18 protein-coding genes are annotated in these 19217 nt (G+C 65.5%); 3 read left to right on the forward strand and 15 right to left on the reverse strand.

What is annotated here, in order from left to right:
- Positions 1-324 precede the first annotated feature (324 nt).
- Positions 325-1089, reverse strand: a complete 765-nt coding sequence (locus RQI43_RS09565; RefSeq protein WP_056431479.1) for a cold-shock protein — start codon at positions 1087-1089, stop codon at positions 325-327.
- Positions 1090-1481: 392 nt separating this feature from the next.
- Between RQI43_RS09565 and RQI43_RS09570 the strand changes: the two genes are divergently transcribed.
- The 3 genes from RQI43_RS09570 to RQI43_RS09580 all read left to right on the forward strand — a co-directional run bounded on the left by RQI43_RS09570 (position 1482) and on the right by RQI43_RS09580 (position 3878).
- Positions 1482-1952 carry a response regulator gene (locus RQI43_RS09570; RefSeq protein ID WP_056431476.1) on the forward strand — a complete coding sequence of 157 codons (471 nt, stop codon included), beginning with the start codon at positions 1482-1484 and terminating at the stop codon, positions 1950-1952.
- 130 nt (positions 1953-2082) lie between these two features.
- Positions 2083-3171, forward strand: coding sequence for a Ppx/GppA phosphatase family protein (locus tag RQI43_RS09575; protein WP_405030588.1), 1089 nt, complete (start codon positions 2083-2085; stop codon positions 3169-3171).
- Complete coding sequence (locus tag RQI43_RS09580; protein ID WP_311275006.1) at positions 3168-3878, forward strand: RlmE family RNA methyltransferase; 711 nt, start codon at positions 3168-3170, stop codon at positions 3876-3878. Before RQI43_RS09575 ends, RQI43_RS09580 begins: the two co-directional genes overlap by 4 nt.
- Positions 3879-3979: 101 nt before the next feature.
- On the opposite strand, the gene RQI43_RS09585 is transcribed toward RQI43_RS09580, so the two are convergent.
- From RQI43_RS09585 to coxB, 14 genes are all read right to left on the reverse strand, one after another.
- Positions 3980-4933, reverse strand: a complete 954-nt coding sequence (locus RQI43_RS09585; protein ID WP_311275007.1) for a ferredoxin--NAD(+) reductase — start codon at positions 4931-4933, stop codon at positions 3980-3982.
- A 76-nt stretch (positions 4934-5009) separates the two neighbouring features.
- The gene (locus tag RQI43_RS09590) at positions 5010-5387 is read right to left on the reverse strand and encodes a hypothetical protein (RefSeq protein ID WP_056431462.1); all 378 of its coding nucleotides are present in this window, start codon (positions 5385-5387) and stop codon (positions 5010-5012) included.
- A gap of 114 nt (positions 5388-5501) precedes the next feature.
- Positions 5502-8387, reverse strand: coding sequence for an EAL domain-containing protein (locus tag RQI43_RS09595; protein ID WP_311275008.1), 2886 nt, complete (start codon positions 8385-8387; stop codon positions 5502-5504).
- A 321-nt stretch (positions 8388-8708) separates the two neighbouring features.
- A complete protein-coding gene (locus tag RQI43_RS09600) occupies positions 8709-10004 on the reverse strand; it encodes a pitrilysin family protein (protein ID WP_311275009.1) in 1296 nt (431 codons plus the stop codon).
- A 6-nt stretch (positions 10005-10010) separates the two neighbouring features.
- Positions 10011-11423 (reverse strand): threonine synthase, encoded by a 1413-nt coding sequence (thrC, locus tag RQI43_RS09605; protein WP_311275010.1) that lies wholly within the window; start codon positions 11421-11423, stop codon positions 10011-10013.
- Positions 11424-11626: 203 nt separating this feature from the next.
- The gene (locus tag RQI43_RS09610; protein ID WP_311275011.1) at positions 11627-12061 is read right to left on the reverse strand and encodes a DUF4864 domain-containing protein; all 435 of its coding nucleotides are present in this window, start codon (positions 12059-12061) and stop codon (positions 11627-11629) included.
- Positions 12062-12155: 94 nt separating this feature from the next.
- A complete protein-coding gene (locus RQI43_RS09615) occupies positions 12156-12932 on the reverse strand; it encodes an SURF1 family protein (RefSeq protein ID WP_311275012.1) in 777 nt (258 codons plus the stop codon).
- Complete coding sequence (locus tag RQI43_RS09620; protein ID WP_207411527.1) at positions 12932-13300, reverse strand: DUF983 domain-containing protein; 369 nt, start codon at positions 13298-13300, stop codon at positions 12932-12934. Before RQI43_RS09620 ends, RQI43_RS09615 begins: the two co-directional genes overlap by 1 nt.
- Positions 13301-13451: 151 nt before the next feature.
- On the reverse strand, positions 13452-14303 hold the full coding sequence (locus RQI43_RS09625; RefSeq protein ID WP_056431442.1) for a cytochrome c oxidase subunit 3: 852 nt from the start codon (positions 14301-14303) through the stop codon (positions 13452-13454).
- 164 nt (positions 14304-14467) lie between these two features.
- The gene (locus RQI43_RS09630; RefSeq protein ID WP_311275013.1) at positions 14468-15082 is read right to left on the reverse strand and encodes a cytochrome c oxidase assembly protein; all 615 of its coding nucleotides are present in this window, start codon (positions 15080-15082) and stop codon (positions 14468-14470) included.
- A gap of 43 nt (positions 15083-15125) precedes the next feature.
- Complete coding sequence (locus tag RQI43_RS09635; RefSeq protein ID WP_056431437.1) at positions 15126-15299, reverse strand: hypothetical protein; 174 nt, start codon at positions 15297-15299, stop codon at positions 15126-15128.
- Entirely contained in the window at positions 15296-16258 is a 963-nt protein-coding gene (locus RQI43_RS09640; RefSeq protein ID WP_311275014.1) for a heme o synthase, read from the reverse strand. The genes RQI43_RS09635 and RQI43_RS09640 overlap by 4 nt, the downstream gene beginning before the upstream one ends.
- Before the next feature lie 154 nt (positions 16259-16412).
- Positions 16413-18041, reverse strand: coding sequence for a cytochrome c oxidase subunit I (ctaD, locus tag RQI43_RS09645; RefSeq protein WP_056452074.1), 1629 nt, complete (start codon positions 18039-18041; stop codon positions 16413-16415).
- A 107-nt stretch (positions 18042-18148) separates the two neighbouring features.
- A complete protein-coding gene (gene coxB, locus RQI43_RS09650) occupies positions 18149-19000 on the reverse strand; it encodes a cytochrome c oxidase subunit II (RefSeq protein WP_207411529.1) in 852 nt (283 codons plus the stop codon).
- Positions 19001-19217: the final 217 nt, after the last annotated feature.

Raw genomic sequence — 19217 nt, forward strand, 5'->3', positions numbered from 1 at the left:
GAGGGCAGGTCCGGGCTTGTAGCGTTTCGTTCGCGTCCGAAAGCGTAGCCTGCATTCACGCCGGCATAGAAGCCAGTGAAATCCTCGGCCTTCGCCAAGCCGCTGAAAGCCAGTTGCAGGCACAAGCTCATCGTCAAGAAGACGGCACGCATCGCTGCTCTCAGCACCTGAAATGTCTCACCGGATCGACGGGCCGGAACCTGTCATCCGGTCGTTCCGACGATGCTGACGACGAAAAACGGCGACCCGAAGGCCGCCGCCATGTCTCTTCGATGATCTCGAAGGCCCCGCGAACGCGGCCTTCTCGAGAGGCATCGACGTCGATCAGTAATCGGCGTTGATGCTCTGGGCCTCGCGGCCCTTCTGACCGTCGATCACGCTGAGGGTGACCTGCTGGCCTTCGGCGAGGGACTCGAGCCCAGCGCGCGACAGAGCCGAACGGTGCACGAACACGTCCTTGCCACCGTCATTCACGGAGACGAAGCCGAAGCCCTTGGCCGGATCGTACCACTTCACGGTGCCGCTCATTTCAACCGAGGGTCCGCTGGCGAAACGACCACCGCCGCCGCCGGCTCCGCCACCGCCGCCGAAGCGATCGTTGCCGCCGCCGTAGCCGCCGCCACCGCCGCTGAAGCGGTCACCGCCGCCGAAACCACCGGCGCGGGGTGCAGGCGCACGACGCGGGGGCTCAGCTTCGGCCGTCGACGTGTCGACGCTGGTCACGTCCGTCACCTGCGGACCCTTCTGGCCCTGCGCGGTGTGGACGGTCAGGCGCGTGCCGGGGAGGAGGTCGGCATGGCCGGCGGCCTCGACAGCGCGGATGTGAAGGAACGCATCGCCCGAACCGTCAGCCAGTTCGACGAAGCCGAAGCCCTTCTCCTTGTTGAACCACTTGACCGTCGCGTCGCGCTCCGGCCCAGAGGGAGCGGCTGCCGCACGGGCCGGACCGCGATCGAAACCGCCGCCGCCACCGCCGTACCCACCGCCGAAGCCACCGCTCGGGGGTGCCTGATCCGGCCAGCGAGGCTCGGCACCACCCTCATCGAAGCCGCGCTTCTGCGGCCCCCTGAAATCACGACCACGTCCCATCGAAAGCTCGCAAAAACCGTCCGCCGACCATCTGTCATCGAATACCGGGTGCGCGCCGTCCCAGACGGGCGCTTCACCACACTATCATCACTCTCGGCAGCGGTGACCAAGAATAACGCCATAGTCCTGACTGAATCTGGGCTTCATCGCAAGATGCTTGTCGCCCCTCTCGGTAAGGTTCCTCTGATTTCCTGCGGCAGATTACGCAATCAAGTCCGGGCGAAGCGCCCAGGCGCGCCGGCAGGGCAGTGCGTACAGAATCCCCAAATGTCATGCGGCTGAACGACTTCGCGTCCCGAATTTTTCTCGGTCGCGTTAGGAAAATGCAAATCGATGGCCGTTAAGATGCGCCGAGGCACCTGCGAAAACAGGTTGCCCGGAACCCCTGTCCGATGATCGCTACCCCATCATTTCCGGATCTTTCGGCCCTCGTCGTCGACGAGAGCCTCTATATCCGCCGAATCGTTCGCGACATGCTGATGCGCGTGGGGATCAAACGCGTCCTCGAAGCCCCGGATGGTGCGGAGGCGCTCGGCGTGTTGGCGGAGAGCAAACCGGACATCACGATCATCGACTGGGATCTGGCGATTCTGTCGGGCGAGGAGTTCATCCGGCTCGCGCGCACCCCCACCACCTCGCCGTCGCCTACCGTGCCGATCATCCTGATGCTGGCTCAGCCCCGCCGCAACGTCGTGGACCGCGCCATCTCCCTCGGGGTCAACGAGATCATCGCCAAGCCTTTCTCACCGAAGACCTTGTGGTCGCGTCTGGACGAAGTCATCAATCGGCCGAGACCGTTCTCCCAGGTGAAGAGCCTCCTGAGGCCTGTCCCCAGAATGTCGGCTGCCGGCAAAGGTCTCTAAGCCGATCATAGATCGAGGCTTTGCACTGACGCCCAAGGCCTGTAGGCTTCCTATCGAATGATGGCCGGCCTATCCGGTGGGGCCACGATCGAGGATTCCGGCAAGGCCGATGAGGGAAGAGAGTGCCGCCATGACGCCGGCCCGCCCCATGGCCGGCACGACTTCACCGAACGCCGCCCCCGCCTTGCCGGATACGGGTCGTTCACCGGCGGCGGGATTTCGCCCCGGACGGCGTAACACCTATGCCGCCCTCGACCTGGGGACCAACAATTGCCGCCTGCTGATCGCCGAGCCTGCCTCCCATGGCTTTCGCGTGATCGATGCGTTTTCCCGGATCGTCCGCCTCGGTGAGGGGCTCGGGACGTCCGATCGTCTTAGCGATGCCGCCGTGGAGCGAACTCTGGAGGCTTTGCGGGTCTGCCGCGCCAAGATGGAATCGCGTGGCGTCGCCCGTGCCAAGATCATCGCCACGGAGGCGTGCCGGCTCGCCGTGAACGGGGCCGATTTCGTGGCACGCGTACGGGACGAGGTGGGCCTCGACCTCGAGATCGTCGACCGGCAGACCGAGGCCTATCTCGCGGTGACCGGTTGTGCCGCCCTGGCCGATCCTTACTCCGAATCGGTCGTCATCTTCGATATCGGCGGCGGGTCCACGGAGATCGCCTGGCTCGATGGCGCGGCCACGAACCCGTCGGCGGACCCCACCTTGCGGATCCGTGCTTGGGATTCGCTTCCCGTCGGCGTCGTGACGCTGGCCGAGCGGCACGGTGCCGCCGACGTCACACGCCTGATGTTCGAGGGCATGGTGGAGGAGGTGGCCGACATGCTGTCGCGCTTCGCCATCCGCGCCGCACCCGCCGCGAATGCCCGGCATTTCCATCTTCTCGGCACCTCGGGAACGGTGACGACCCTTGCCGCCATGCATCTGCGTCTCGCGCGCTATGAGCGCCGCCGCGTCGATGGGCTGTGGATGAGCGATGGCGACGTGAGCGATGCCATCGACGATTTGCTCGACACCCGCCTGGACCAGCGGGCAGACAATCCCTGTATCGGCCGCGATCGCGCCGATCTCGTCCTCGCGGGTTGCGCCATTCTGGAAGCGATCCGCCGGGCATTCCCCTCCGAACGGCTTCGCATCGCCGACCGGGGGCTGCGCGAAGGTCTCTTGATGAACATGATGCGCGAAGACGGCGTCTGGCGCCGCGGAGGCTACCGTTGACCGACAGGCGTGGCGCGGGCGGCGGGTTGCGAGGCGATCTCAAGCAGCGGGTGAAGACGGGGCGCGGCCGCACCGCGTCTCAGAAGCGGTGGCTCGAACGGCAACTCAACGATCCCTACGTGGCGCGGGCCAAGCGCGAGGGCTACCGCTCGCGCGCCGCCTTCAAGCTCCTCGAGATCGACGAGCGTTTCAAGATCCTGAAGCCGAACCAGAAGATCATCGATCTGGGCGCGGCGCCCGGAGGCTGGTCTCAAGTCGCCGCCAAGATCGTCGGGTCGAGCGGCCGGATCGTCGGCATCGATCTGCTCGAAATCGAGCCGATGGTCGGCGTCGAGTTCATCACCCTGGACTTTCTCGATCCCGACGCTCCGAAGAGGCTGATCGATCTCCTCGGCGGTCAGGCCGATATCGTCATGTCCGACATGGCGGCCAACACCACCGGCCACAAGCAGACGGACCATCTGCGCATCATCGGCCTGGCCGAGACCGCCGCGGAATTCGCCCGCGAGGTGCTGGCGCCCGGAGGCACCTATCTCGCCAAGGTCTTCCAGGGCGGGACCGAGGGTACCCTGCTCGCCGACCTGAAGCGCGACTTCACCCTGGTGCGCCACGTGAAGCCTTCGGCGAGCCGTGCCGATTCAAGCGAGCTCTACGTGCTGGCCACCGGGTTTCGCGGGTCGGCGGAAGCTGTCGAGGAAAACGCTTGATATCTGGCGGCGGCGAGTGGGCTCATGGTTGTCCTCTCATCCGCCGAACCGGCTGATCGCGATCGGCCGGGATCGGCGCCGCTCAGTACGAGGCGTCGCGCCTAAAGACCCGGCGGGATCAGGATCGGGTAGCATCGCGCTCCGGCGCCCGCCGCCAGAACCTCGACGGCGCCCACGGTGGAGGTATCTCCCGCCACATGCACGACATCGGTGGTCTTCAGGCCACTGAGATGCGCCGTGAGGGGACCGGGACGCACGTCCGGGGGCCGCTGCCTCATCCTGTCGGCGACGAGGGTGATCCGCGACACACCCGTGGCCTTGAGCCAATCGAGCGACGGACGCATGTACAGGTCGAGGGGATCGCTGGCACCGATCACCACCACGATCTCGCGGTTGGGCTCGATGTAGCGCGCCGCCCGGGCGATCGACCAGATCGGGGCGAAGCCCGTCTCCCGGCCCACCAGCAGTAGTCGGCCGCCGCCGGGGCGATAATAGCCGCGTCCGACCGGCCCCTTGATCTTGACCGGATGTCCGAGAAGGATCTCCTCGCCGAGGGCGTGAGTGATCGCGTTGCACGCATGTCCGAGGCGGAGGTGGAAGACGAGCTCGTTGAGCTCCGTCGTACCGTCGAGGCGCAGGGTCGGGCTCACGTCGATCGGTTCGAACCCTTCGAACGTGGCGGTCACCTGGTGACCGGGCTCGAGATCGAGTCGGCGCGTGATCGTGACGACGACCTCGATCACATGGGCGCCGAGCGGCGCGATCTGCGTGACCGTACCGACCCGACGCGCCTGCGCGGCCGGCTTCACTTCGGCGAAGACGAGGCTTTCGCCCGCCTTGGAGGGGCGGAGTGAAGAGAGCTTGACGGGTTCGGCCCGGTGCAGACGGGCCTGCGCCCGGCGCGGCGAAGGGTTGGAACCCTGCCCAAGATGGGAACCGTGCAGACCGGTCGTGGGGGCGATGACGCCGTCGGCAAGGGCGGCTTCGAGCGGCGTATCGCCGGTCGAGACCCGCACGGCCTTGCCGTTGACGACAAGCGAGCAGCGCGCGCTCATGGTCGAGCCTCGGAGGATGAGAGAAGTCGAAAGGAGGCCGGCGTCGAGTGACGTGCGCCGGCCGATGGCGGAAACCTCAACGAGGTCCGTCGAGAAGCTTGTCCACGAGGGCGGCCCAGCGGTCGCGCACGGCACGGGCTTCCGGCGACAGCGGCTCCGGTCCGGCAAGGCGTTCGACGCTCGCGCGGATGCCGGCGTTCTCTTCCCGCTCGGCCCGCAGCACCGCCTTCATCACTAGGATCTCTGAACGCAGCCGCGCCAGATCGGTGTCGAGAGCGATCTCTTCGACCGCCTCCACTACCGGCTCGGCCGGCAAAGCCACCGGGGAGGCGTCCGCGCGCTTCGGGGTGGCGCCGGTGCGGATCGGCCGGGCCATCAGACGCCTGACGATATCCGAGCCGAAATCCTCGCCGTGACCGAATTCGTTGCCTAATCGCAATGCCGCTTCGGCCATCACGCCCGCCTCCTGACGAACGGCAGGTCATGCCGCGCCGTTCGATCCATCTCGATCGTGACGATGCGCGATCATGGTTAAGGGACGTTTAATTCAACCGTGACGGTTTGGCGATCAGGCCGCTTCCGGCGCCGCGCCGACCAATTGGCGGGCCTGAAGCATCGACATCGGATCGCCGAATGCCGTCCCCTGGGCGTATTCGCAACCGAACTCGGCCAGGGTCTGCGCGTCGGATTCGTTCTCCGCCCCATCAGCGATGATGGCGAGGCCGAGTTCCTGGGCCATCTTCACAATGGAGCGCAGCATGACCGATTGCCCGCCCGCCATCTGGCGCACGAATGTCGGGTCGATCTTGATCGTGTCGAACGGGAACCGCTGGAGATAGGACAGGGCCGAGTAACCGGTGCCGAAATCGTCCAGCGACAGGCCGGCGCCGAGTTCGTGGATGCGGCTCAGCATCTGGGCCGCATATTCCGGGTTCTCCATCACCAGACCCTCGCCGAATTCGAGCTTGAGCGAGCCGGGAAGGACGCCCGACCGGGCCATGATCGTCTTCACGTCATGAAGCAGGTCGTGTCGGAGGATCTGCCGCGAGGACACGTTCACGCAGGCGAAGATCGGGGGATCGACATCGAGCGATCGCTGCCAGGCCGCGAGTTCGAGGGCGGTGCGCTCCAACGCGAAGATGCCCAGCGTGACGACGAAGCCGCTCTCCTCCGCGATCGGCATGAAGGTGGAGGAGGGGATGCGGCCGAGCTTGGCGTGATCCCAGCGCAGGACCGTCTCGAAACCCGCCACCGTGCGGTCCTCGAGGCGGACGACGGGCTGGAACAGCACCTTCATTTCGTTGCGCTCGATCGCTCGCTGCAGGTCGGCTTCGAGCATCAGCCGGTCGCTGCGCTCGTTGCGCATGGAGGCACGGAACACTTCGGTGCGGTCGCCGCCGTTGCGCTTGGCCTGGATCATGGCGATCTCGGCGTTCTTGAACACGTCTTCGCGTTTGAGGGCGGTGCCGACCTCATGCAGGACGATCCCCACCGAGACCGTGAGGAAGATCTCGCGGTCGGCATAGGTTATGGGCGTGGCGATCGCCCGGCGGATCATGTCCGTGAAGGCGATGATGCGGTCGGGCTCCCGCTCCGACAGCAGGATCAGTCCGAATTCATCACCGGCGATGCGGGCCAAGGTATCCTGAGGGCGCAGCAGCCGGCCGAGACGGCGCGACAGGGTGAGCAGGAGCGAATCGCCAGCCGAGAGGCCGATGGCATCGTTGATCGCCTTGAACCGGTCGACGTCGAGGAGGATCGTCGTCGGCTTCAGGCGCGCATCCTGACTCGCGAAGGCGAGGGCGGCGTCGAGGCGGTCGTTGAACAATTCGCGGTTGGGCAGGCCGGTGAGGCTGTCATGAATCGCGTCGTAGAGCAGGCGCTCCTCGGCCGTCTTCACTTCGGTAACGTCCGAGATGGTGCCGACGATGCGGATGACTTCGCCGTCCGGCCCGATCACCGGCCGGGCCTTCAGCCGGTACCAGACATAGAGGCCTTCCGTGGAGCGGAGGCGGAAATCATGAACGATGCGACCGCGCCGCTCCTCGATCACCGTGTCCAGGGCGGTGGAATAGCGGTCGACGTCGAAGGGATGGACCAGGCCGAGCCAGTTCGAAGCCGGGCCTTCCAGGGTGCCGCGCTTCAGGCCGAGCTGGCTCTCGATCTCCTGGCCGGCGAAGACCCGGTCACCCGGTACATCCCAATCGAACACCACATCGCCGGCGCCCGTCAGCGCCAAAGCGCGGCGCTCCGTGTCGGAGACCAGGGAATGGGTCATCCCGCCCCCGCTAAAGGCGTGCTGCATCACCGTGAAGCCGATGAGCATGACGATCAGGACGAGACCGCCGATCAGGGCCGGTTGGACGAGGTCGCTGCCGATCTGTCCGGTGATGGCGAAGCCCGCAGCCACGACCCAGACGAGGAGGAGGAACCAGGTCGGTACGAGAAGGATCGCGCGGTCGTAGCCGTTATGAATGGCGAGATAGACGATCAGCAGCAGGCCGACGCCGGCGACGGCGGCGATGGAGATGCGGGCAACGCCGGCCGCTACCGGCGGATCGAAGACCGCAAGGCCGACGAGGCCGGCGAGAAAGGCGAGCCAGAAGAACGCCACGTGGCCGTAGCGCACATGCCAGCGGCTGAGGTTGAGATAGGCAAACAGGAAGACGAGGAGCGTCGCACCCAGCACCGCCTCGGCGGAGGCCCGGTAGACCCGCTCGGCCACCTCGGTGACGGGGAAGACCCGCTGCAGGAAGCCAAAGTCGATACAGGCATAGGCGAGAACGGCCCAGGCCAGAGCCGCGGCCGCCGGAAAGATGATCGCACCCTTCACCACGAAGATGATCGTGAGGAACAGGGCGAGAAGGCCGGCAATACCGATGATGATGCCCTTGTAGAGCGTCAGGCCGGTGGATTTCTTGCGGTAGGCTTCCTGGTCCCAGAGATAGACCTGCGGCACGTTCGGCCCATGCAGCTCGGCCACGAAGGTCACGGTCGCGCCGGGATCGAGGGTAATGACGAACTGGTCGGCTTCCGGGTTCTCGTCGCGTTCGGGCCGGATGCCCTGGCTCGCCGTGATCGCCGCGATGCGCGAGCCTCCCAGATCCGGCCAGATCACCCCCGACCCGACGAGACGGAAATGCGGGGCCACGAGAACCCGGTCGATCTGCTCGTCGGTGTCGTTGGTGAGCGCGAACACCATCCAGTCCGGTCGTGCGCCGCTATCCCGAGCCTTCACCACGATGCGGCGGACGATGCCGTCCTTGCCGGGGGCGGTGGAGATCTGGATCAGGTCGCCATCGGAGCGGTAGCGCTCGATCATCGGCGTCAGGTCGATGGCCGGAGCGTCGAGGGTCACCCGCACGGCTTCCACGGCCGAAGCCGGCGCTCCCGTTACCAGGATGCCGATCAGCAGGGAGACGAAAACGTTGAGGACGTAGAGGGATCTGCGCAACGGGCGAGTGTTCCGGCCGGGCGGGCACTGATGAGGAATACGGCTCAGCTTGTAGCCCAGTCGTACCGGCGGGGGGGTCCACGGACAAGGCGAGCGGTCTGCCTCGCATTGCGGCACCCACTGCTTCTTGGCGTAGCGCCGAGGAGGATGGGATCGCGCTCCTTTGCGGCCAAAACAAGCCGGTAACGCTTCACGATGGTGGTGCTTCACCGCCTAAATGCTGCGCGCGGCGGCATTGACGGGGCAGGACCCATTCAGACCAGGAACTTTCCGTTTTCCTGGTCCCGGTCCGGCGCATCCGCGCCGAACCGGGAACGCTGCTCAGCTTGCCTGAAGCACGCCCCTCATCTTCTCCAGGGACGGAAGCTTTTTGATCGGCCCGATCGCCGCCAGCGTCGGAGCGCCCGAGAGCAGACGCAAACCCGCCGCCCTCACATCGTCCACGGTGACGGCATCGATCTTGGCGATGACCTCCGGCGGCGGGATCACCCGGCCCCAGGCCAGCATCTGGCGGGCATTGCGTTCGATCCGACCGCCGGGAGTCTCCAGGGCCGACAGCAAAGCCACCTTAACCTGTGCCTTGGCGCGGGCGACCTCGACCGAATCCGCGTCACGCGCCGCCTTCGCCGTGGCGGCCAGGGTCACGTCGACGAGTTCGGCGAGATCTGAGCCGGACGTGCCGGCGCCAATGCCGAACAGGCCGCAATCGACGAAGGACCAGTGGAACGCCTGGATCTCGTAGGCGAGGCCGCGGGTCTCGCGCACCTCGTGCCACAGCCGCGAGGTGAGACCGCCGCCGAGCACCTGCGCGAACATGTGAAGGGCGTAATAACCTTCGTCGCGGAAGGAGAGGCCGGGCAGGCCCAGCACGAGATTGGCCTGTTCGAGCTTCTTCTGGATCCGCTTCTCGCCGCCGACATAGGTGCCGGGGACCATTTCCGGGGCGACCGTCGCCGGCATCCCGCCGAAATGGTGCTCGGCCGCCTCGACGATGGCCTCGTGGGAGATGGCGCCCGCTGCGGCCACGACGATGCGGTCCGGGGTGTATTCGCGGGCGAGATAGGCTTCGATGGCGTCGCGGTCGAAGCTCGCGATGGTCTGCGGCGTGCCGATGATCGGACGGCCGATCGGCTGGTCCGGAAACGCCGCCGCTGTGAAGGCCTCGTAGACCACGTCGTCGGGCGTATCCTCGATGGCGGCGTATTCCTGCAGGATCACGCCCTTCTCGCGGGCGAGTTCGCCCGCGTCGAAGACCGACCGCGTGAGGATGTCGCCGATCACGTCGAGGGCTACGCCGGCATCCTCGCCGAGCACGCGCGCGGTGTAGCTGGTACCCTCCGCGCTGGTGGCGGCATTGATGTCGCCGCCGACATTCTCGATGTCCTCGGCGATCCGGCGGGCGGAGCGGGTCTCGGTTCCCTTGAACGCCATATGCTCGATGAGATGGCTGAGGCCGCCCTCATCGGCCCGCTCGTGGCGCGATCCGGCGCCCACCCAGACTCCCAGTGTCGCGGTCGCGACACCCGGCATCGTCTCCGTAGTGACGGTGATGCCGTTGGCGAGGCGGGACACTTTCAGGCCGGGAGAAGCGCCATGGGTCGCGAAATGCTGGTTCATGCTGTCTCAGTTCCCGGCCGTGATGCGTGAATGTGCGCGGATGAAGGCTTCCACCGCCGCCTGGTCGTTGGCGACGCGGTCGAAGCGCTCCTTCCGATCCAGCAGGTCGGCAAGATGGGGCGGCAGCACGGGGCGCAAGCCGCCCGTCGCCTGAGAGACCGCATCCGGAAACTTGGCCGGGTGGGCGGTGGCCAGGGCGACGACCGGGGTCTTCGCGTCCTTCTCGAGAAGGCGGCGGCCGGCATGAACGCCGATGGCGGTGTGCGGGTCGATGACCATGCCGATCTCCCGGTGCACCCGTGCGATCTCGGCGATGACGGCCTCTTCGGGGACCGAGGCCGCGTCGAACTCGTCGCGGACGGCTTTGAGTACCGTCTCGTCGAGATGGAAACCGCCCGACTGCTTCAATCCGGCCATCAGCCGCGACAGGCTGGACGCGTCGCGGCCCAGGGCCTCGAACAGAAGCCGCTCGAAATTCGACGAGATCTGGATGTCCATGGAGGGCGAGGTGGTGGGCTGGACGCCGCGAACCTCGTAGGCGCCGTGTTCGAGGGTACGCGCCAGGATGTCGTTGGCGTTGGTGCCGATCATGAGGCGCTCGATGGGAAGGCCCATGCGCTTGGCGACCCACCCGGCGAGGATGTCGCCGAAATTGCCTGTCGGCACCGCGAAGGAGACCGGGCGGTGCGGTGCGCCCAGGGCCACGGCGCTGGTGAAGTAATAGACCGCCTGTGCGGCGACTCGCGCCCAATTGATCGAGTTGACGCCGGAGAGCCGCAGCTCGTCGGCGAAATCCGCGTGCTGGAACAGCGCTTTGACGATGTTCTGGCAATCGTCGAAATTACCGTCGATGGCGATGGCGTGGACATTGTCCGCCCCCACCGAGGTCATCTGGCGGCGCTGCACCTCGGAGACGCGGCCATAGGGAAACAGGATGAAGATATCGACCTGATCGAGCCCGCGGAAAGCCTCGACGGCGGCGCTGCCGGTATCGCCCGAGGTGGCGCCGACGATGGTGGCGCGCGAGCCGCGGGACCGCAGGACATGGTCCATCAACCGGCCGAGAAGCTGCATCGCCACGTCCTTGAACGCCAGCGTCGGACCGTGGAAGAGCTCCAGCAGAAACAGGTTGTCGTCGAGCTGCACCAGCGGGCACACCGCCGGGTGGCGGAACGTGGCGTAGGATTCCTCGATCATCCGGTCGAGATCGGCATCCGCGATCTCGCCGTCGATCAGCGGCCGCAGGACGAGCTTGGCCGCATCGGCATAACGCTGTCCCGCCAGTCCGGCGATCGCGTCATGGGAAATCTGCGGCCAGCTCTCGGGCAGGTACAAACCGCCGTCGCGGGCAAGACCGGCGAGGAGAGCATCGGAAAAGCTGAGGGGCGCCGCGGCGCCGCGGGTCGAAACGTGTAGCAAAGGGGCCTCCGGGAAGGGCGCCGGTCTACACGATGTGGGTCGGTCTGTCGAAAGCGGGAAATTGCCGCCTGCGCGAACAGAGTCTGCCGGCCCGCGACGGGGACGCCGAGGGACGGGATCGATCGGCGCGTCCGAACCTCATCCAGAAACCGCTCGACCCGCGCCTTCGTTCGGCGCCGAGGTATGTCGACCGGTTCATCCCCCTACGCGGCGCTGCCCGGCGCCTTGACGAGGCGGCATCCGCTGATCCGCCAATCGCCGTCGCTCTGCTTCTCGAGGCTGTAGAGGGCCATCCAGTCGATACCGTTTTCGTCCTGCAGCTTGACGCCGAGGGCGATCCCATCCTCGCCGCTCTCTTCCACACGATCGATGCTGAAGCTGCGGGCGCGGTAGACGGCGGCGTATCCCTTCCGCACCATCTCGATGAATGTCTCGGGAGAGGTGAACATCCCTTGGATCGACGGGGCGGCCTGGGCATAGGCCGTCGCCGCGTCGTCTTTGCGGAACGCCTCGATCTGCCGCTCCACAGCCGCCCGAGCTTTCAGCTTCGCCGCTTCGTCGGCGGCATGGGCCGGCGAGGCCGAATGGCTCGCGGCCAAAGACAGGAAACCGATCAGCAGGGAGGAGACAGCGCGCATGGATCACACTCCGCAATCGGGGCGACCCTATGCAGGATAGCGCGGCGCTTGCCGCCGGCAAGAGCGGATCATCATCGGCGACGAAGCGCTAGAACTAGCGGGCCGGGTTCGCTGCCGAATCGTCTCCCATGTCGGAGAGACGTTTCCAGGCGAAGACGCCAAACACGCCGACGAGGCAGGCCGCGATGCCGAACCACGTGAAGGCATATTGCATGTGGTTGTTCGGAAGATCGACCCGGAGTTGTCCCCCCTTCGGCCAGCCGCCGGGATTGGGCGTGGCATCGGCCTCGATGAGGTAGGGCATCACGGTCAGCCCCCGAGCCGCAGCGATGCCGTCGATGTCGCGATGGAACCACTCGCCCTTGGCGGGCTCCGGCGGCGGAACGAACATGGTGCGGGTCTCCGGACCGCGCAGCATACCGGTGATCGTCGTCGATCCGGCGATCTGCCCTGATGGGCGCCGCGCCGGGCTTTTCAATTCGGTGGGGACGAAGCCACGGTTGATGATGACGAGACTTCCATCGTCATCCCGCTTCAGTGGCGTCAGCACGTAGAAGCCCTGCAGCGCATTGCCGGGTACGGCTCCCGCCGCGAGACCGTGGACCAACGTCTCCTGGTCGTTCAGCAGCGTCCCCATCACCCGCACGCGCTTGAACTCGTCCTGCGCCACGTCCCAATCCCCGCGCGCCGGGAGAGGCGCGGGAGGCTCGACACGCGAACGAGCCACGATGCGGCCGATCAGGGCTTCCTTCTCGCCCTTCCGCTGCAACTGCCAGATTCCAAGGCTCAGCAGAATGGCAAGGCAGATCAGCGAGACGATGCCCGGGGCGAGCAGCGACCGCAGGGCACCGGGACGAACTTCCGTCGACATCAGCGAAAGCGCCCCTCCTCGGCTTTATTGGCGAACTGCAAGGCGGCCAGCATCCCCTTCAACGGTCGAACCAGCAGCAGGCTGAGACCGACCGAGAGGGTGATGGCCACGGAGGCATGGACCCAGATCGGCGGTTCGAAGGTGATTTCGAGCCAAAGCGCCAGCCCGACGACGACGATGCCGACGATGGACATGACGAAGAAGGCCGGCCCGTCGCCGGCATTGAAGGTCGAGTAGTCGAGACCGCAGACCTCGCAGGACGGTTTGAAGGTCAGGAATCCGTCGAACATCGCACCCTCGCCGCAGCGGGGGCAGCGGCAACGCAATCCGGTCGGGATGGGAGGCGGTAGCGGCCGCTGCTGATTCACGATGCATGCTCCTCGGCGACGGACATGTCAGTCCTCCGCCGCATATGGGAAACCGAACGATCCATCGCACGAAAAAGGGCGGCTCGCGCCGCCCTGTTTCTCATACCTGTGTCGCTTCGCCGTACCGTTCGGCCCTGATCGGGCCGACGCCTCAGTGAGCCGCCGTGCCGGCGCCCCAGACGTAGATCGAGGCGAACAGGAACAGCCAGACCACGTCGACGAAGTGCCAGTACCAGGCGGCGAACTCGAAACCGAGATGCTGCTGGACCGTGAATTGGCCGAGATAGACCCGGTAAAGGCAGATCGCGAGGAAGATCGTCCCGATGATGACGTGCGCGCCGTGGAAGCCCGTCGCCATGAAGAAGGTGGCCGAGTAGATGCTGCCAGAGAAGCCGAAATGCGCGTGGCTGTACTCATAGGCCTGGCAGGCCGTGAACAGCACGCCGAGGATGATCGTGAGCCACAGGCCGTATTTCAGACCCTTGCGGTCGTTGTTGAGCAGGGCGTGGTGAGCCCAGGTGATGGTGGTGCCCGAGGTCAGTAGAATCAGGGTGTTGAGCAGCGGCAGATGCCAGGGATCGAACGCCTCGATACCCTTCGGCGGCCAGGTGCCGCCCGTGAAGTCCAGGCGCGTGGTCTGGATCGGGTCGGCCGTGTAGAGGGCGGCCTCGAAATAGGCCCAGAACCAGGCGGCGAAGAACATCACCTCGGAGGCGATGAACATGATCATGCCGTAGCGGTGGTGAAGCTGCACGACGCGGGTGTGGTCGCCGGCATTCGCCTCGTGGACGACGTCACGCCACCAGGCGAACATCACGTAGAGCACGCCGATCGTGCCGGCGCCGAAAATGTAAGGACCGGGGCTGAGCGTGCCGATCTGAAGGCTCTTCATCCAGAACACGGCGCCGAACGCCATGAGGAAGCCGGAGAAGGCACCCAACAGCGGCCAAGGGCTCGGGCTCAAGATATGGAAGTCGTGATTCTTGGCGTGCGCCTCGGCCATCTTAACTCTTCTCCTCACCCCGGGCCCAATGCCGCGAACGGCTCTGACCTTCTGAACGTTCGGCTACACCGGAACCCTTAATCGGGACGGCGCAGTGTTGTCACGCTTGAGACCTCAAAAATCTGGCGCGTCGAAAACGCGTCCCGCCAAAATTTTTGATGGCCTCAGAAATTGGTTTTCGCATTCTTGCCGTCCGTCGTCGCGAGCGCGGCCGAGGGCTGGCCATTCTTCGACGCGAAATACGTGTAGGAGAGCGTGAGCTCCTGAAGGTGGGCGGTGTTCGAGTCGGCTCTCACGGCCGGATCGATGTAGAACACTACCGGGAAATCCATCGTCTCTCCGGGCTGGAGCGTCTGCTCGTTGAAGCAGAAGCATTGGATCTTCACGAAGAAGCTCCCCATCAGTCCCGGCTGGACGTTGTAGGTCGCGATCCCCGTCGAGGGGGTCGTCCCCGTATTCTTGACCCGGAAGAACACGGTCTTCGTCTCGCCGAGGCGAACTTCGATCTTCGGCGTCTCGGCGACGAAGCGCCAGGGCAGGGTCGACGCGACGTTTGTGTCGAGATGGACGACCATGCTGTCATCCGTGGCGACCTGCGTCGATGCGAGCCCGACGCGCGGCGTGCCGTCAAAGCCGGTGGCCTTGCAGAACATGTCGTAGAGCGGCGCCGAGGCGAAGGCCAAGCCGATCATGCCCACCGCCAAACCCGCGCAGGCGAGGGCCGTGACCGAGGCCTTGCGGTTCGGATTGCCGCTTCGTGGGCTTTTCTTGTCGGTCATGATGACGTCCGACTTTCTTCGCTGAACGACCCGGTCGATGCGGTCACAGCGGGCGATTGAGGATCTGCGGTCCGAGCTTGGCGATGGTCAAAGCGTAGAAGATGGCCACGAGGACGAACAGCACCGTGGCGATGGCGATGGAGCGCCTGCGCTGGCGCTGGCGCTCTTCGGGCGTCAGCTGCCGCGGCGGAGTGGATTTGCCCGGCACCGAGGTCACGCGAGCACCGCGCGGAACAGTCCCAGGCCCTGCTCGGCCAAGACCGCCGAGAACAGCAGGAAGAGGTAGAGGATCGAGAAGCCGAACATGCCGAGCGCGGCCTTGCGCTCCGCCTCGCCCTCACGGTTGCGGTAGACGTGGACGCTGAAGGCCAGCATCCCGAGGCCGCCGAGGAAGGCGGTGACGCCGTAGAGCCATCCGCCGAAGCCGAGGAAGACCGGGGCGAGGCCCACCGGGAACAGCAGGATCGAGTAGTAGATGATCTGGCGCCGCGTGGATTGAGGCCCGGCGACGTTCGGCATCATCGGGATGCCGGCCTTGGCGTATTCTCCCGCCTTGATGAGCGCGAGCGCCCAGAAATGCGGCGGCGTCCAGATGAAGATGATGAGGAACAGGACCGTCGATTCGATGCCCACCGATCCCGATACGGCAGCCTGGCCGATCATCGGGGGGAGGGCGCCGGCGGCGCCGCCGATGACGATGTTCTGCGGCGTCGCCCGCTTCAGCCACATGGAGTAAACGACCGCGTAGAAGACGATCGTGAAGGCGAGCAGCGAGGCGGCCAGCCAGTTCGAGGCGAGGCCGAGCACCAAGACCGAACCCACCGACAGGACGAGGCCGAAGGCCAGGGCTTCACCGGGCTGGATACGACCGCCGGGGATCGGGCGCGTCGCCGTACGGGTCATCACCGCATCGATATCGGCGTCCCACCACATGTTGAGACAGCCGGAGGCACCGGCGCCCACCGCGATCATGAGGAGCGAGATCACTCCGACGACCGGCTGAATCTGGACATGGGACACCACCATGCCGACCAGCGCCGTGAAGATCACCAGCACCATCACGCGGGGCTTCAGGAGCGCGAAGAAGTCCGAGACCTCGCCGCCCACCATCATCGGGGCGGGGGCGAAATCTTGCGGCTCGGCGGCAGCGGATACGCTGTTCGACAGGCTCGTCATGGGTACCTGATGCTGTTGTCGGTCTGGCCGGGGTTCGGATCACGCCGTCTGAGGCGCCGCCCTTTGCGGGACGCCCCTCGCTGGGAGGGGCATCCGGGAAAGAGCGAGGACCGCTGGCGCGGTCCTCGCAATCCGTATCGTTTCGGTTCGTGTTTTAGTGACCGTGCTCGTCGACGATCGTCGGGAGGGTCTCGAACTGGTGGAAGGGCGGCGGGGAGGAGAGCGTCCACTCGAGGGTGGTGGCACCTTCGCCCCAGGGATTGTCTGCCGCGCGGACCTTCGAGCGGAAGGCGAGAACGACGCCGATGAAGAACACCACCATGCCGAGGGCGAAGATGTGACCGCCCCAGGTCGAGACCTTGTGCCAGCCGGCGAAGGCCTCCGGGTAATCGGCGTAGCGGCGCGGCATGCCGGCCAGACCCAGGAAGTGCATCGGGAAGAACAGGATGTTCGCACCGATGAAGGCGAGCCAGAAGTGCAGCTTGCCGGCCCATTCCGGGATGACGTAGCCGGTCATCTTCGGGAACCAGTAGTAGACACCGGCGAAGATGATGAACACGGCGCCGAGCGACAGGACGTAGTGGAAGTGGGCGACAACGTAATAGGTGTCGTGCAGGTACTTATCGACCGCCGAGTTCGCCAGCACGACGCCGGTGACGCCGCCGACCGTGAACAGGAAGATGAAGCCGACCGCCCAGTGCATGGCGGCGGTGAAGCGGATCGAGCCACCCCACATCGTCGCGATCCAGGAGAAGATCTTCACGCCGGTGGGCACCGCGATGACCATGGTGGCGAAGACGAAGTAGGATTGCGTCTGCAGCGACAGGCCGACCGTGTACATGTGGTGCGCCCACACGACGAAGCCGACGACGCCGATGGCGACCATGGCGTAGGCCATGGCGAGGTAGCCGAAGACGGGCTTGCGCGAGAAGGTCGAGATGATGTGCGAGACGATGCCGAAGGCCGGCAGGATCATGATGTACACTTCGGGGTGACCGAAGAACCAGAACAGGTGCTGGTAGAGCACCGGATCACCACCGCCGGCCGGATCGAAGAAGGTCGTGCCGAAGTTGCGGTCGGTGAGCAGCATCGTGATCGCGCCGGCGAGGACCGGAAGCGACAGGAGCAGCAGGAACGCGGTGACGAGCTCGGCCCAGGCGAACAGCGGCATCTTGTGCAGGGTCATGCCCGGCGCGCGCATGTTCAGGATGGTGGTGATGAAGTTGATGGCGCCGAGGATCGAGCCAGCACCGGAAAGGTGAAGGGCGAAGATCGCGAAATCGACGGAGGGACCGGGATGGCCCGAGGTCGAGAGCGGCGGATAGACGGTCCAGCCGGTGCCGGCGCCCGAGGTTCCCGGCGCGCCTTCGACGAAGAGCGAGCAGAGAAGGCTCGCGAAGCCGGAGACGGTGAGCCAGAACGAGATGTTGTTCATGCGCGGGAACGCCATGTCCGGCGCGCCGATCATGAGGGGCACGAACCAGTTGCCGAAGCCGCCGATGAGCGCCGGCATCACCATGAAGAACACCATGATGAGACCGTGGCCGGTCACGAACACGTTGTAGGTGCCGGGATTCGAGAAGTACTGCAGGCCGGGCTCTTCCATCTCCATGCGGATGCCGAAGGAGAGGAACGCGCCGATGATGCCCGCGCAGAACGCGAACAGGAGGTAGAGAGTGCCGATGTCCTTATGGTTGGTCGACAGGAACCAACGGGCGAAGAAGGACGGCGTATGGGAGGCGTGGGCGTCGTGATGCCCTGATTGTGCTGTGGCGGTTGCCATCGATGCAGACCCTGTTCAGGTTTCTCTAAATCTCTCGATTTGCGAATGAACCGGCCCGATCAAGGGCCGGTCCAGCCGGAGCCGTCGAGCGGCGCCGGAAAAAGCCGCTATTTGGCTTCTGCGAACTTCGAACCGTCGTCGAGGCGGGCGAACTTGGTCTTCCCCTCTGCGAGCCAGGCCGCATAGGCTTCGTCGCTCACCACCTGCACCGTGATGGGCATGTAGGCGTGGCGGGCGCCGCAGAGCTCGGAGCACTGGCCGTGATAGGTGCCCTCACGCTCGGCCTTGAACCAGAACTGGTTCAGGCGGCCGGGGATCGCGTCGATCTTGAAGCCGAAGGACGGCATCGCCCAGGAATGCAGCACGTCGGCGGCGGTCACCTGGATCTTCACGATCTTGTTCACCGGAACGACCATGTCGTTGTCGGTGCCGAGCAGCTTGGGCTGCTTCTCTTCGTCGATATTGGCGTCGAAGGTGAAGCCACCGCCATTCTCGACCGCCGGGTACTCGTAGGACCAGTACCAGGCATGGCCGATCACCTTGACGATGACGTCGGCCTTCGGATCCGAGAGCTGGGTGCGGAGCAGGCGGAACGAGGGGATGGCGACCGCCACCAGGATCAGCACCGGGACGATCGTCCAGGCCACTTCGATCATGGTGTTGTGCGTGGTCTTCGAGGGGACCGGGTTGGCCTTCGCGTTGAACTTGAAGATGCAGTAGATGATCAATCCGAGCACGAAAGCCGAGATGCCGAAGGAGAGCCAATGCATCCCCTGCTCGAACGTGTGGATGTCCCGCGCGTTCTCGGTGACGGCGACCTGACGGTCCATCTGCCACGGCTCGGGCTGGCCGATGCCGGCCGCCAGGGCAGCTGAAGAAACGAGGGTGGTGCCGAGCGCAGCAAGAGCGCCCGCAGCAAGTCCCCATGATGACCGGTGTTGCGCCTGCGTGGTCCGCATGTGCCTCTCGTGGCTCCCCTTTGGTATCGTTCTACGTCGTCCCGAAGCGTCTTGCGACTTTTGACGTCGCGCGCAAGTCCTCGCTTAACGGGAAAGGCGGACCTCGGATGTGAAATCCGGGTCGCCATTGCGGGTGTCAGACCACATGGAGGTCGATGGCGCAACCGCAACAGCGTCGCATGGTTGTGCCTTTCCCCGTAGTGCAGCACCCGTGGAG

The organism is Methylobacterium sp. WCS2018Hpa-22 (assembly GCF_031843785.1).
GTDB lineage: Bacteria > Pseudomonadota > Alphaproteobacteria > Rhizobiales > Beijerinckiaceae > Methylobacterium.